At 72.5% G+C, this 13,145-nt stretch carries 13 protein-coding genes; 3 read left to right on the forward strand and 10 right to left on the reverse strand.

Going from position 1 to position 13,145, the window contains the following annotated elements; translation table 11 throughout:
• Nucleotides 1-2: 2 nt before the first annotated feature.
• Together CJ226_RS10035 and CJ226_RS10040 are read left to right on the forward strand one after the other, a co-directional pair.
• Nucleotides 3-1,112, forward strand: coding sequence for a polysaccharide deacetylase family protein (locus CJ226_RS10035; protein ID WP_102209076.1), 1,110 nt, complete (start codon nucleotides 3-5; stop codon nucleotides 1,110-1,112).
• A gap of 27 nt (nucleotides 1,113-1,139) precedes the next feature.
• Nucleotides 1,140-2,009, forward strand: coding sequence for a carbohydrate kinase family protein (locus tag CJ226_RS10040; RefSeq protein WP_062636559.1), 870 nt, complete (start codon nucleotides 1,140-1,142; stop codon nucleotides 2,007-2,009).
• On the opposite strand, the gene CJ226_RS10045 is transcribed toward CJ226_RS10040, so the two are convergent.
• Genes CJ226_RS10045 through CJ226_RS10075 form a run of 7 tightly spaced genes read right to left on the reverse strand, consistent with a single transcriptional unit; the run spans nucleotide 2,006 to nucleotide 8,280 of the window.
• Complete coding sequence (locus CJ226_RS10045; protein ID WP_257996615.1) at nucleotides 2,006-2,752, reverse strand: alpha/beta hydrolase; 747 nt, start codon at nucleotides 2,750-2,752, stop codon at nucleotides 2,006-2,008. The genes CJ226_RS10040 and CJ226_RS10045 overlap by 4 nt on opposite strands.
• A gap of 37 nt (nucleotides 2,753-2,789) precedes the next feature.
• Nucleotides 2,790-3,944 (reverse strand): mannitol-1-phosphate 5-dehydrogenase, encoded by a 1,155-nt coding sequence (locus tag CJ226_RS10050; RefSeq protein ID WP_102209078.1) that lies wholly within the window; start codon nucleotides 3,942-3,944, stop codon nucleotides 2,790-2,792.
• Nucleotides 3,941-4,375 (reverse strand): PTS sugar transporter subunit IIA, encoded by a 435-nt coding sequence (locus tag CJ226_RS10055; protein WP_025105671.1) that lies wholly within the window; start codon nucleotides 4,373-4,375, stop codon nucleotides 3,941-3,943. The genes CJ226_RS10050 and CJ226_RS10055 overlap by 4 nt, the downstream gene beginning before the upstream one ends.
• Entirely contained in the window at nucleotides 4,372-6,006 is a 1,635-nt protein-coding gene (locus tag CJ226_RS10060; RefSeq protein ID WP_062636565.1) for a PTS mannitol transporter subunit IICB, read from the reverse strand. Before CJ226_RS10060 ends, CJ226_RS10055 begins: the two co-directional genes overlap by 4 nt.
• Nucleotides 6,003-7,688, reverse strand: coding sequence for a phosphoenolpyruvate--protein phosphotransferase (ptsP, locus tag CJ226_RS10065; RefSeq protein ID WP_082802946.1), 1,686 nt, complete (start codon nucleotides 7,686-7,688; stop codon nucleotides 6,003-6,005). Before ptsP ends, CJ226_RS10060 begins: the two co-directional genes overlap by 4 nt.
• Nucleotides 7,685-7,966 carry an HPr family phosphocarrier protein gene (locus tag CJ226_RS10070; protein ID WP_062636567.1) on the reverse strand — a complete coding sequence of 94 codons (282 nt, stop codon included), beginning with the start codon at nucleotides 7,964-7,966 and terminating at the stop codon, nucleotides 7,685-7,687. Before CJ226_RS10070 ends, ptsP begins: the two co-directional genes overlap by 4 nt.
• Nucleotides 7,963-8,280, reverse strand: a complete 318-nt coding sequence (locus CJ226_RS10075) for a PTS sugar transporter subunit IIB (RefSeq protein ID WP_025105675.1) — start codon at nucleotides 8,278-8,280, stop codon at nucleotides 7,963-7,965. The genes CJ226_RS10070 and CJ226_RS10075 overlap by 4 nt, the downstream gene beginning before the upstream one ends.
• 163 nt (nucleotides 8,281-8,443) lie before the next feature.
• Here CJ226_RS10075 and CJ226_RS10080 point away from each other — a divergent pair, with 163 nt between their 5' ends.
• Nucleotides 8,444-10,366: a PRD domain-containing protein gene (locus tag CJ226_RS10080; protein WP_062636570.1), complete on the forward strand. Its 1,923-nt coding sequence runs from the start codon at nucleotides 8,444-8,446 to the stop codon at nucleotides 10,364-10,366.
• Nucleotides 10,367-10,369: 3 nt separating this feature from the next.
• On the opposite strand, the gene CJ226_RS10085 is transcribed toward CJ226_RS10080, so the two are convergent.
• The 3 genes from CJ226_RS10085 to CJ226_RS10095 are packed head-to-tail and all read right to left on the reverse strand — an operon-like array spanning nucleotide 10,370 to nucleotide 13,136.
• Nucleotides 10,370-10,633 carry an HPr family phosphocarrier protein gene (locus CJ226_RS10085; RefSeq protein ID WP_102209079.1) on the reverse strand — a complete coding sequence of 88 codons (264 nt, stop codon included), beginning with the start codon at nucleotides 10,631-10,633 and terminating at the stop codon, nucleotides 10,370-10,372.
• 2 nt (nucleotides 10,634-10,635) lie between these two features.
• On the reverse strand, nucleotides 10,636-12,306 hold the full coding sequence (locus tag CJ226_RS10090; protein WP_102209080.1) for a phospho-sugar mutase: 1,671 nt from the start codon (nucleotides 12,304-12,306) through the stop codon (nucleotides 10,636-10,638).
• A complete protein-coding gene (locus CJ226_RS10095; RefSeq protein WP_025105679.1) occupies nucleotides 12,303-13,136 on the reverse strand; it encodes a purine-nucleoside phosphorylase in 834 nt (277 codons plus the stop codon). Before CJ226_RS10095 ends, CJ226_RS10090 begins: the two co-directional genes overlap by 4 nt.
• Nucleotides 13,137-13,145 lie beyond the last annotated feature (9 nt).

Raw genomic sequence — 13,145 nt, forward strand, 5'->3', positions numbered from 1 at the left:
TCGTGGCTTCCGGGGGGAAGAACCGACGATCACGCACGGCAGCCGTCATCGGCTCCGCCGTCGGCGTCCTGCTCATCGCGGGAGGTGTCGCCGCCTTCGCCGGGATGGATCGGGCGCCGGAGAACCCGGCCGGGAAGGCACAGTCCGCGCCGATCGCGCATCCGATGACGCCGGCGCAACAGCTCGTGGCCGACGCGGATGATCCTCGTGCGTGTGCCGTGATCTTCCACGGGGAAGGCGCTCCGACCGAGCCGGCCCTCCAGCTCCAGGAGGGGCTGTACCAGGGGCTGCCGATCCCGCAGCTCGACGGGCGGGTGTTCGCGGGCTGGTACACCAGTGCGGAAGCTGCCGCTGCCCTCACCGTTGACGACAGGGTGAACGGCGCAGACCCCGTCGTATGCGTCGATCAGCAGATGGAACTCTTCGCGGCCTGGAAGACGCCGGAGGAGAACGCCGCCGAGGGCGTGCGCGTCCCGATCCTGATGTATCACCAGTTCACGGCGAAGCCCGAGGGCGAGAAGGGGTGGCTGCGCGGCAACTACGCGTACATCGGAGACTTCGAGGCGCACATGACGCACATCGCGAGCACCGGCTTCTATCTGCCGACCTGGGACGAGCTCAGCGCGTTCATCGACGGGCGGCTCTCCCTCCCGGCGCGGAGCGTGATCATCACCGACGACGACGCCGATCAGACGTGGTTCGATCTCGCGGTGCCGGTGGTGGACGCGCATCGGCTCCTCAGCACCTCGTTCATGGTCACGGCCTACCGTCAGGACCCCGCGCCCTCGCCGTGGGTCCAGCGGCGCTCGCACACCCACGACATGCATCAGGCCGGAGACGACGGCAAGGGACGCATGGTCAACTGGACCCCCGATGAGATCGCCGCCGATCTCATCACGTCGGGGGACGTACTCGGCGTCCGCGAGGTGGTGGCCTACCCGTTCGGCCACTATGACGACACGGCGAAGGAGGGCGTCCGCCAGGCCGGCTACGAGCTGGCGCGGACCATCGATCCCGGGTACGTGGTGATCGGGACGGACAAGCTGGCCCTCCCCGTCGTGCGCATCGACTACGGAATGGGCCTGGATGCCCTGGTGTCGCGCATCGGGTGACCCCGCACGAGGCGCGAGGATGAGGGCATGCCCGCTTCCGTCTTCCTCGCCGGTCCCGCCTCCTGGAACCGCATGGTCCTCCTCGACCGGCTCCCCGAGCCCGTGCCGCACATGCAGTTCGCGCAGGCGAGCTGGGAGACGGTCGGCGGCACGAGTGCGGGCAAGGCGCTGAGCCTGACGGCGCTCGGCCGATCCGTCGTGCTGCATGCCGTCGCCGGGGAGGACGAGGAGGGGCTCCGGGTGCGTGCGGCACTGGAGGCGGCCGGGGTGGTCGCGCAGTGGACGGACGGAACCACGGAGCGACACCTCAACCTCATGACGGCGCAGGGCGACCGGGTGTCGCTGTACCTCTCCACTCCGACGGAGACGACAGGCACGGACGACGCCGCGCACGCCGCCGGGATGGCCGCGGCCGACGCCATCGTGCTCGATCTGGCCGCCGAGCCGCGGCGGCTGCTCCCGCTCGCGGTGGCCAGTGGCACGCCCCTCTGGGTCGATGTGCACGACTATGACGGCGTCGACGGGTACCACCGGCCGTTCCTGGAGGCGGCCGCGGCGGTCTTCTGCAACGCGGATCGGCTGACCGCGCCGGTGGAGTTCCTCCGCGCCGTCGTCGCGGAGGGAGCGGCGTTCGCCGTGTGCACGCTCGGCGCGGAGGGAGCGGTCGCGGTCGGAGCGGACGGCGCCGAGCTGCGGGTGCCCGCGCTGCCGACCACCGTCATCGACACCAATGGCGCGGGCGACGCGTTCCTGGCCGGAGTCCTCGACGCGCGGCTGGCAGGGGCGGACCTGGCGTCGGCGCTCTCGGCGGGTGCGCGGTCGGCCGCCGGGGTCCTCACCACCCGGCACCTGCATCCGCTGCTCGACCCCATCCTCGGGGATCCGCGGGCGGCCTAGGGAGCGATCTGCTCCAGGAAGCCGCCGACGACCTCGGTGATCTCGGCGTGCATCTCTTCGTCGTCGATCGTCGGGGTGCCGTCACCGGACTGGGGGCCGTAGTCGCCGAAGGAGGCGTGGGAGGCGCCGTCGATCTCGACGAACTCGGCGTCCGCGGGGAGCTCGGAGCGGGCGTCCGCGATCTTCTCGGGTGTGGAGAGGCCGTCCTCGCTGCCGGAGACGCTGAGCACCGGGAGGTCGGTTCCGGCGAGGTCGGTCGCGCAGTAGGAGGCGAAGAGGACGAGGGCGTCGGCGTCCGTCGCGAGCTGACAGGCGCGCACCCCGCCGAGGGAGTGGCCGCCCACGGCCCAGGTGTCCACGTCGGGCGCGGCGCTCGTGAACGAGCCGAGGCCGCGGGGATCGAAGAAGGCGAGGTGGAGCCAGGGCCGCGTGATCACGACCGTGGTGCCCTCCTCCGCGATCCCTTGGAGGATCGAGGCGTAGGCCCACGGGTCGACCTTCGCCCCCGGGATGAAGACGAGTCCGCGGTCGGATGAGCCGTCCGCAGGCTCCAGGACGATCCCCTCCTCGGCATCGGTCACCGTGATCGCGGGGTTCTCCCGGACGGCGGCGAGCGGTTCGGGCTCCGCGGCCATGACGCCGACCTGGCTCCACACGAGGATCCCGCCGACGGCGAGCACGAGGACGATCACCACACTCCACAGGACTCGTCTCAGGACGCGGCGTCGGGGCTTCTGCTGCACAGCAGCAACGCTACTCCCGCCCGGACGCCGCGTCCTCTCAGCCGGCGAGTGCTGCCTGGCGGAGTGCCACCGCGTCGCGGACGGCGGGGAAGAGCGGGTGCTCCGCATCGAGGCCCGTGGTGCGGACGGTGAAGCCTGCGGGGTCTTCGGAGCGGAGCAGCGTCTGCAGCTCGACCGCCTGCTCGTCGGCGGGGTCGTCGAACTCCAGCGCGGCGGCGACGGCGGCCACGAGCGCGTCCGTCGATAGTCCGTGCTCGGCCGCCATCGCCGCGGGACCGATGAAGCGCTCGTGCCGGGAGATCTTCCGCAGCGGCTGCCGGCCGACGCGCTGCACGGTGTCCACGAGTGCGGGGTTGCGGAACCGCTCGAGGATGGTCGCGCGGTACTGCGCGAGCTCCGCAGGATCGAGACCGTGTTCGACGACCAGCACCGCCGAGGTCTCCTCCAGCGCGGCGGAGACCTGCGCAGCGATCGCCTCGTCCGCGAGGGCGTCCGAGATCCGCTCGATGCCCGCCCGTGCACCGAAGTACGCGGTGGCGGCATGACCGGTGTTCACCGTGAAGAGCTTGCGCTCGATGTACGGAGCGAGGTCGTCAACGAAGTGGGCGCCGGGGATGCGCGGCGGGGTGTCGCCGAACGGCCGGGCCTCGATCGCCCACTCGAAGTACGGCTCCACCGTGACGTCGATGCCGCCGCCCTCCGGCTGCGCGGGCACGATCCGGTCGACGGCGGTGTTCGCGAACACGGCGCGGCCGAGCAGCGTATCGGCATCCGGCCCTGCCGCGGCGACGATCTCCTGCCGCAGCTGATCGGTGGCGCCGATGGCGTTCTCGCAGGCCATCACCTGCAGCGGCGCGGCCTCGGGGGAGCGCAGCGCGAGTCCGGCGACGATCGACGGGGCGACGAACCGCAGCACGGTGGGGCCGACGGCGGTCGTGACGACGTTGGCCGTCGCCACCTCCTCCGCCACCACGGCCGGGTCCGTGCGGCTGTTCACCGCACGGAACCCGGAGACGACGTGGTCGGTCCCTCCGGGGCCGGCTTCGTGCACGGTGTACGAGTCCGCCCGGTCGATCGCCTCCACGAGCGCGTCCGCGACGTCGCTGAACACGACCTCGTAACCGCCCTCGTGCAGGAGCAGGCCGACGAAACCGCGCCCGATGTTGCCCGCCCCGAAGTGGACCGCCTTCATCCCTCGTTCACCTCCGAGAGGAGAGCGAACAGCTCGTCCGGCGTCGCCGCCGCTTCCAGCCGGGCGACGTCGTCCTCCTCGGAGAAGAGGATCGCGATGCGCGACAGGATGTCGAGGTGCTCGTCGCCGACACCGGCGATGCCGATCACGAATCGCGCCTGCTCGCCGTCCCAGTCGACGCCGCCGTCGTAGCGGACGACGGAGAGGGCCGAGGCGAGGATGGCGTCCTTCGCCTCATTCGTGCCGTGCGGGATGGCCAGGCCGTTGCCCATGTACGTCGACACCGTCTCCTCGCGCTGGCGCATCGCGTCGACGTACGCCGGGGTCACCGCACCGGCGGCGACGAGGATGTCCGTCGCCTCCTGGAGGGCGTCGTCGCGCGACGCGCCTCCCGGGTGGATGCGGACCTGCTCGGCAGTGAGAACGCTCATTCTTCGTCCTTTCGCTGTTCCTTGACCATCTCGACGACCTCGTCGTACTTCGGCGAGTTCATGAAGTTGTCCACCGACACGTGCAGGGAGTCCGGCGACTTCGCCGTGGCACGGTCGGTGAGCTGCTGCTGCGTGATGACCACGTCGGCGGCGCCGTCGAGGTTGGCGATGGCGGCGTTGGTGACGGTGACGCCCTCGATACCGGCCTTCTTCAGCTTGTTGCGGAGCACGCTGGCACCCATGGCAGAGGAGCCCATGCCGGCGTCGCACGCGAACACGATGGTCTCGATCGGGGCCGCCGCGACCGCGGTGGTCGCGGGAGCCGGCGTGGCCTCCGGCGCCGTCGTCGCGGTCGAGGTGCGCAGGGCGTCCATCGCCGCGGACGACTTGCCCTTGTTCGCCTCGGTCTGCGCGATGGCCGCGCCGAACGCGTCGCCCTCGGCGGCGATATCGCGCTTCCGCGAGGCCCGCAGGATGACGCCGGTGATGAGGAACGTCACGGTCGCCGCGATGATGACCGACAGGTAGACGACGAGGAGGTTGGCGACGCCGGGCCCGATGGCCGCGGCGGTCACGGCGATGATGCTGCCCGGGGCCGCCGGGAAGGCGAGCCCGCCGCCGAGGACCATGTTGGTCGTCACACCGGCCGCTCCACCCGCGATGAGCGCGAGGATCGTGGTCGGCTTGCTGAGCGCGTACGGGAAGTAGATCTCGTGGATGCCGCCGAAGAACTGGATGATGGCGGCACCGGGAGCGGAGGCCTTCGCCGCGCCGACCCCGAAGAAGGTGAAGGCGAGCAGCAGACCGAGGCCGGGGCCGGGGTTCGCCTCGATGAGGAAGAGGATCGACTTGCCCGTCTCCGCGGCCTGCTCGATCCCCAGCGGGGTGAACACGCCGTGGTTGATGGCGTTGTTGAGGAACAGCACCTTGGCCGGCTCGACGATGATCGACACGAGCGGCAGCAGGTTGAGCGAGACGAGCCAGTCGACGGCGGCGCCCAGCGCGGCGCTGATGCCGAGCATGACCGGGCCGAAGGCGAAGAACCCGACGATGGCGAGGATCATGCCGAGGATGCCGGCGGAGAAGTTGTTGACGAGCATCTCGAAGCCGGGGCGGATCTTGCCGTCCCACAGCTTGTCGACCTGCTTCATGATCCACGCGGCGATCGGGCCCATGATCATGGCGCCGAGGAACATCGGGATGTTCGTCCCGACGATCACGCCGACGGTCGCGATCGTGGCGACCACGCCGCCGCGCTCGCCGTAGACCATGCGTCCGGCCGTGTTCGCGATCAGGAGGGGCAGCAGGTAGGTGACCATCGGGCCGACCAGGCCCACGTAGGCCAGGATGTTGCCGTCCGCGCCTTCGGCGACCGCGGTCATCGCGCCCTGCCAGCCGAGGACGGCGGAGTCGCCGCCGCCGCCGATGATCTCGGCGACGCCGGCCCAGTGCCAGCCGAACGGGCTCTCGGCCCCGAAGAAGCCCTTCGGGATGAAGAGCATCGTGATGAAGCCCCAGGCGATGAAGGCCGCGATGTTCGGCATGATCATGCCGGAGAGGAACGTGCCGAAACGCTGCACGCCCACGCGGAGGCCACCGGGGGCGGTGGCGGCGGGTGACGTCGTCGTCATGATGTGGTCTCTTTCTGATGAGGGGGGAGTGCCGCGGCGAGGGCCGCCGCAGCGGTGCGGGCGGAGGGGGCGTCGTCCGCGCCGAGCGCGGCTTCTGCGAGGCGGAGGGCATCGTCGCGAGTCCGGGCGGCGAGCGCCTGGCGGACGTCCGCGAGGGCCGACGGCGCCATGGAGAGGCTCGTCGCACCGAGCCCCACGAGGACGACGGCGAGCAGCGGGTCGGCCGCGGCCTCGCCGCAGATGCCGACCGGCTTGCCGAGACGGGCGCCGGCCGCGCCGACCTCGCGCACCAGGCGCAGCACCGCGGGGTGCCAGGGGTCCTGGAACGACGCGACGGAACCGAGCAGCCGGTCCGCGGCCATCGTGTACTGGGTGAGGTCGTTGGTGCCGATCGACGCGAAGTCGGCGTGCGCGAGCACCCGGTCGGCGAGCAGGGCGCTGGAGGGCACCTCGACCATGACGCCGGCCGTCTTCAGCCCGTACTCGCGGGCGAGGCCGGTGAAGTACACGGTCTCCTCGACGGTGGCCACCATGGGTGCCATGACCCACAGGTCGGCGTCGGTCGCGGCGTCGGCCTCGGCCAGCGCGGTCAGCTGCTCGCGGAGGATGTCCTCGCTCGCGCGGAGTGCGCGCAGGCCGCGCAATCCCAGGGCCGGATTCTCCTCGTGTGCGTCGTTGAGGAAGGCCAGCGGCTTGTCGGCCCCCGCGTCGAGCATCCGCACGACGACCTTCTTGCCGGGGAAGGCCTCCAGGAGCTCGCGGTAGGCGTCCCGCTGCTGGGCGACCGTCGGCGCCTGCGACGCGGAGAGGAACAGGAACTCCGTCCGGAACAGGCCGACGCCCTCGGCCCCCCGCGCGACCGCGTCTGCGGCGTCGGCAGGCTTCCCCAGGTTCGCGAGCAGCGCGACCGGCGTGCCGTCGGCGAGCGCGCCGGGGGTGAGCGGGGCGTCGTCGGCGGCACGGCGGGCGGCGGCGCGCTCGGCGGCGCGGGCGCGCTCGTCATCGGTCGGCTCGCGGGTGATGACACCCGCGGCCGCGTCGACGATCACGGTCTCCCCGGTCGTCAGTGCGTGCCCGTCGCCGACGCCGACCACGGCCACGATGCCCTTCTCCCTGGCGAGGATCGCCGTGTGGGAGGTCGGGCCGCCGTCGGTGGTAACGAGGGCGAGCACCTGGTCGAGGTTCAGCAGCGCGGTGTCGGCGGGCGCGAGGTCACGCGCCACGAGGACGAACGGGTGCCCAGGGTCGGGCACGCCGGGGGCCTCCACGCCGCGCAGCCGGGCGAGCACCCGCTGCGCGATGTCGTCGAGATCCGCGGCGCGCTCGCCGAGGTACCCGCCGACGGCTTCGAGCGTGGCCCGGAAGCCCGCGAACGCGTCGTGCACGGCCCACTCCGCGGTGGCGCCGGCATCGATCCTGCTGTCGACCTCGTCCTGCAGGGTGGGGTCCTCGGCGATCATCGCCTGCGCCTCGAGCACCTCCTGCGCCGCGCCACCGGCGGCCTCGCCGCGCTGGGTCAGCTCCTGCGCAACGACGGCGACGGCCTCGCGGACCCGCGCACGCTCGGCATCCGCCCCCGCGGTGCTCGGCGTGTTCTCGGGCGCGGGCAGCGCCTCGGTCATGCGGACGACCGGTCCCTGCGCGACGCCGAGACCGATGCCCACCCCTCGCAGCGCGCTCATCCGGCGGCGTCCTGGTCGTGGTCGGTGGTCAGCAGCTCGGTGAGCGTGTCCAGGACCCCCTCTGCGCCGTCGCCGTCGGCCGTGAGCGTCACGTAGTCGCCGTGCTCGATGGCCAGGGCGATCACCCCGAGGATGCTCGCGGCGTTGACGGGCTTGCCGGAGTCCTTGGCGATCGTGACCGCGAGGCCGGAGTCCTTCGCGGCCTGCGCGAAGATCTTGGCGGGCCGGGCGTGCAGTCCATGCGAGGAGCCGATGCGGACGGTGCGGGTGGCGGTCATGGTGTTCCTTTCGGGGCCCCGCCGGCAGCGGCGAGGGTCGACTGGGCGAGGAGAAGCGTGCGGCCGCCGTCGCGATCGGCGAACACGTCATCCGGCAGGACCGCGACGGGCGCGCGGGTCAGGTCGCGGATGGCGCCGAGGCGCTCGCGGAGGTGCGGACCCACGAGGACGAGGTCGTGCCCTCCGAGGGAGACGGTGCTCTCGACGCCGGCGTCCGCGTCCCAGTCCAGTCCCGCCGCCGCGGCGGCGGTGCGCAGGCGCTGGGCGACGAACGTGCTCGACGCGCCGGCGCCGCAGACCACGAGAATCCTCATCGATGTCACCTTCCTGAGAACAGTCTGGGAAACCGGTCCGGGGTGGCACCAACACGTTCTCTTCCGCCCCTGCGGAACCCTGCTCGCCGCGCCCCTGTCGCCGGAGGCTGTCATCATGGAGAGCAGTCGGACAGTGCCGTCAGCACGGGAACTCGGAGGGATCATGTCGCGCCAGCGCCAGGACCAGCTCCTCGCCGCCCTGCTGCGCGAGGAGGGCTGGGCGACCGCGGGCACGCTGGCCGACCTCCTCGGCGTGACGCCCCGCAGCATCCGTTCCTACGTCGCGGCCCTGAACGCCCGCACGCCCGGCGCCGCGGTCGTCGAGTCCGGCCCGGCGGGCTATCGGGCGGGCCCCGGCGCCCGCGGTGCGCTCCGGGTGCGGCAGGGCGGCGACTCCGCGCCCCGCGAACGGCTGCACGCCCTGGTCCGGCTGCTGCTGGACGCGGAGGAGGGGATCGACGTCTTCGACACCGCGGACGCCCTGCATGTGAGCGAGGCGACGCTGGAGGCGGACCTCGTGCGGGTGCGCGGGCTCCTCGACGGCACGGACCTGACGCTCGAACGCGCACGGGAGCGGGTGCGGCTCCGCGGAGATGAGGCCGCCCAGCGCCGGCTGCTCAGCCGCCTCGCGCACGACGAGATGGACGACGCCTCCTTCCACCCCGAGATCTTCCGGCGGGCCCTCTCCGGCACGGCAGTGGACGCGCGGGCGGTGGGACCCTTCAAGTCCGCCCTGGTGGGAGAGCTCGGCGAGCTGGGCTACTACGTCAACGAGCTCGCGATCGCCGACGTGCTGCTGCACATCGCGATCGCCGCCGAGCGGGTGGCCGCCGGGCGCGCCCTCGACGCGCCGCCGGTGGGAGCCCGACCGGAGATCCCGCGGGTGGGCGCGGTGATCGCCCGCCTCGCGGCCGAGCACTTCACCGTGGTCCTGGGCGAGGGCGACAGCGGTCACCTCGCCTCCCTGGTCCTCACCCGGATCGTCGCCCCCGGCGGCGAGGCGGCGCAGGAGCTCGCCCGCAGCGGCGTCGCCCCGGACGTGGAGACGGCGGTCCGGGCGGAGATCGCGCGGGCCGCGGAGGACTACCGTGTCGACCTCGTCGACGAGACCTTCGTGCTCCGTCTCGCGCTGCACGTGCAGAACCTCCTGCGCCGCGCCGAGGAGAGCGCCCTCACCCGCAACCCGCTGACCCGCTCGCTGAAGACGACCTACCCGATGATCTTCGAGGTCGCGGTGTCGATCGCGAGCGGCCTGCACGACCGCCTCGGCACGCCCATCCACGACGACGAGATCGCCTACATCGCCATGCACGTCGGGGGACGGCTGGAACGGAGCCGCAAAGCGGAGTCCATCCTCACCGCGACCATCGTCTGCCCCGGCTACTACGAGCTCCACGAACTCCTGCGCTCGAGCGTGGACCGTTCGCTGGGCTCCGCGATCGAGGTCACCAGCGTCGTCACGAACGTCGACCCGGACTGGGCGTCGTTCGACACCGACCTCGTGCTGAGCACGATCGAGCCCGAGGCCTCGGGTGACCGGTTCGTGCGCATCCAGCCGTTCCTCACGGACGCGGACGTCGACCGCATCCAGCAGGCCGCCGGGCGCCTGCGCCGAGGGCGGCGGCTGGCACGGCTCCGAGAGGAGCTCGCGCGCTACTTCCACCCCGACGCCTTCGTGCATCCTCTTCCGGACGACGGGGAGGAGGCCATCATCCGGCGGCTCGGCGCGCCGCTCGTGCGAGCCGGCCTGATCGGCGACGACTACGTGGAGAACACGATCGTCCGGGAGCGCATGTCCTCCACGGCGTTCACCGACGCGCTGGCCGTGCCGCATGCGCTGCAGATGACCGCGGCCCGCACGGCGATCGCGCTCGGCGTGGCGGAGGGGTCGGCGGCCTGGGGCGAGGGACGCGTGCAGGTCGTCGCGCTGGCAGCTTTCAGCGAGAGCGACCGCGCCGCCTTCCAGACCGTGTTCGAGCAGCTCGTGGAGGTGTTCAGCGAGCGCGAGAGCGTGCAGCGGATCGTCCGGCGCAGCGCGACCTTCGAGGGCTTCCTCGACGAGCTCGTCGCCGTGATCGACGGCTGAGGCTCAGGCGTCGGGGGCCAGCACCAGGGCGAGCTGGTCGAGGACGCTCTCCGATGCCGGGCCGGCCGGAGTCTCCAGCGTCACGGCGTCTCCGGGGGCGAGGGCGAGGTCCATCACCGCAAGGACGCTGCGCAGATCCACGGCCGTGCCGTCCGCGGTGCGCAACGTGACCGGGAGCTCGTGCGCCTGCGCGAGGCGCACGAGCTCCGCGACCGGTCGTGCGTGCACGCCGTTGTGGGCGCTGACGACGACGTGGCGGACGGGCATGGTCAGGAGCGCTCGTCCAGGAGGACCCGGACGCCCGCCTCCAGCTCGGCGACGGCCGCTGCGGCCGCCTCGGCGGAGTCACCCGTGGCGTCGATGTACACCTTGAGCTTCGGCTCCGTGCCGCTCGGCCGGACGATCACCCGCGAGCCGTCCGAGAGCCGGTACCGCAGCACGTCTCCGGAGGGCTGCCCCGGAGCGCTCTGCAGCAGGTCCTCGGCCGACGCGATCGAACGCCCCGCGATCTGCGTGGGCGGAAGCGAGCGCAGCGACAGCATCACCGTGCCGATGAGCGACAGATCCGCCACCCGGACCGACACCTGCGCGCTCGCGAAGTGCCCGTACGTGTCGCCGACCTCGCGGACGAGATCGGCGAGGGTGAGCCCGCGCTCCTGGGCTTCGGCGGCCAGGCCGAGCACGGCGACCGCGGCGGAGATGCCGTCCTTGTCGCGCACGGTCTCGGGGTTGACGAGGTAGCCCAGGGCCTCCTCGAAGCCGAAGACGATGCCCGGCGCCCGGGAGATCCACTTGAAGCCGGTGAGCGTCTCGTGGAACTCCAGCCCGTGCTGCGCGGCGATGGCGCCGAGCCCGGGGGAGGAGACGAGCGAGCACGCGAGCGAGGCCCCGGGAGTGCCGGCCGCGGCGCGCGCGGCGCGGGCGCCGAGCAGCAGGCCGACCTCGTTGCCCGTGAGGCGGCGCCAGCCGTCCGCGGCGGTCTCGTCCGGGATGGCCACGGCGAGGCGGTCGGCGTCCGGGTCGTTGGCGAGGATGAAGTCCGCCTTCGCCCTCCGGGCCGTGGCGAACGCGAGATCCATGGCCCCCGGCTCCTCCGGGTTCGGGAAGGAGACCGTGCGGAACGTCGCGTCCGGATGCAGCTGCTCGTCGACCACGATCGGTCGCGGGTAGCCGGCGGCATCGAGGATGCGGGCGACCGTCTCCCAGCCGACGCCGTGCATCGCGGTGTAGACCCACCGGAGGCGGCGGGCGCCGGCGGGCGCCGGGGCGACGGCGGCGGTGGCGGCGACGTAGGCCTGGACGAGATCCTCGCCCGCGGTCTCGTAGGCGGTGGACCGCGGCAGAGCCCGCACATCGCCGCTGTCCGCGACCCGCTGGATGTGGGCGGCGATCTCGGCGTCGGCGGGAGCGACGATCTGCGAGCCGGCATCCGCGCCGCCGAGGTACACCTTGTAGCCGTTGTCGTCCGGCGGGTTGTGGCTCGCGGTCACCATCACGCCCGCATCGGCGCCGAGGTGACGCACGGCGAAGGCCAGCACGGGCGTCGGCAGCAGGCGGGGGAGCAGGATCGCGCGCAGGCCGGCCCCGGCGAACAGCTCCGCGGAGTCCTGGGCGAACACCCGGGAGTTCCGGCGTCCGTCGTAGCCGATCACGACCGTCGGCGTCGCCCCGGCGGCCCGCTCGCGCAGGTACGCCGCGAAGCCCGCCGCGGCCTGGGAGACGAGCACCCGGTTCATCCGGTTGCTCCCGGCCCCGAGGGCGCCGCGCAGTCCCGCCGTCCCGAACGCGAGACGGCTGCCGAAGCGGTCGTCGAGCTCCGCCACGGCGGCCTCGTCCCCGGAGGCGGCCCGGGTGACGATGCCGGCGAGCTCGTCGCGGGTCTGCGGATCCGGGTCCTGGCGCAGCCAGGCGCGGGCCTGGGCGAGCCGCTCCTCGCTCACAGGGCCTCGACCACCCGGGCCAGCAGGGCGGAGATCACCGGCTCCGCCTCGCGACCGGCCTCGATGACCTCGGCGTGGCTGAGCGGCGTCTGCTGGATGCCGGCGGCGAGGTTCGTGATGAGCGAGAACCCGAGGATCTCCATGCCGGCCTCGCGCGCGGCGATCGCCTCGAGCGCGGTGGACATGCCGACGATGTGCCCGCCGATGTGCTTCGCCATCTGCACCTCGGCCGGGGTCTCGTAGTGCGGGCCGCGGAACTGCGTGTAGACGCCCTCGTCGAGCGTCGGGTCGACCGTGCGGGCGATGTCGCGCAGGCGCTTCGCGTACAGGTCGGTGAGGTCGATGAACGTCGCGCCCTCGAGCGGGGAGTCGGCGGTGAGGTTGATGTGGTCGCTGATGAGCACGGGCTGACCGGGTTTCCACGTCTCGCGGATGCCGCCGGCGCCGTTGGTGAGGACCATGATCTTCGCGCCGGTGGCTGCGGCGGTGCGGACGCTGTGCACGACCCGGCGCACGCCGTGGTTCTCGTAGTAGTGCGTGCGGGCGCCGATGACGAGGACGTTCTTCCCGCCCGGGGTCCGGATGCTGCGCAGGGTGCCGACGTGGCCCTCCAGGGCGGGCTTCGAGAATCCGGTGACCTCGGTCGCGGGGATGGTCGCGACGGTCTCGCCGATGAGGTCGGCCGCCTTGCCCCAGCCGCTGCCGAGCGTGAGGGCGATGTCGTGCTTCTCGACGCCGGTCAGCCTCGCGATGTCGGCGGCGGCTTCGGCTGCGACCTCGAACGGGTTCGCAGCGGGGTCGTCGAGGGGGTTGCTGTGGGTTTCAGGCATGGATCCACT

Source organism: Microbacterium sp. UMB0228, assembly GCF_002871415.1.
Taxonomy (GTDB): Bacteria; Actinomycetota; Actinomycetes; order Actinomycetales; family Microbacteriaceae; genus Microbacterium.

Excerpts from the sequence above, each read along its gene's own strand:
- CJ226_RS10050 (WP_102209078.1), bottom strand. The coding sequence starts at position 3,944 with ATGAAGGCGGTCCACTTCGGGGCGGGCAACATCGGGCGCGGTTTCGTC.
- CJ226_RS10095 (WP_025105679.1), bottom strand. The coding sequence starts at position 13,136 with ATGCCTGAAACCCACAGCAACCCCCTCGACGACCCCGCTGCGAACCCG.
- CJ226_RS10075 (WP_025105675.1), bottom strand. The coding sequence starts at position 8,280 with ATGAGGATTCTCGTGGTCTGCGGCGCCGGCGCGTCGAGCACGTTCGTC.
- CJ226_RS10055 (WP_025105671.1), bottom strand. The coding sequence starts at position 4,375 with ATGAGCGTTCTCACTGCCGAGCAGGTCCGCATCCACCCGGGAGGCGCG.
- CJ226_RS10080 (WP_062636570.1), top strand. The coding sequence starts at position 8,444 with ATGTCGCGCCAGCGCCAGGACCAGCTCCTCGCCGCCCTGCTGCGCGAG.
- CJ226_RS10085 (WP_102209079.1), bottom strand. The coding sequence starts at position 10,633 with ATGCCCGTCCGCCACGTCGTCGTCAGCGCCCACAACGGCGTGCACGCA.
- CJ226_RS10070 (WP_062636567.1), bottom strand. The coding sequence starts at position 7,966 with ATGACCGCCACCCGCACCGTCCGCATCGGCTCCTCGCATGGACTGCAC.
- ptsP (WP_082802946.1), bottom strand. The coding sequence starts at position 7,688 with ATGAGCGCGCTGCGAGGGGTGGGCATCGGTCTCGGCGTCGCGCAGGGA.
- CJ226_RS10040 (WP_062636559.1), top strand. The coding sequence starts at position 1,140 with ATGCCCGCTTCCGTCTTCCTCGCCGGTCCCGCCTCCTGGAACCGCATG.
- CJ226_RS10060 (WP_062636565.1), bottom strand. The coding sequence starts at position 6,006 with ATGACGACGACGTCACCCGCCGCCACCGCCCCCGGTGGCCTCCGCGTG.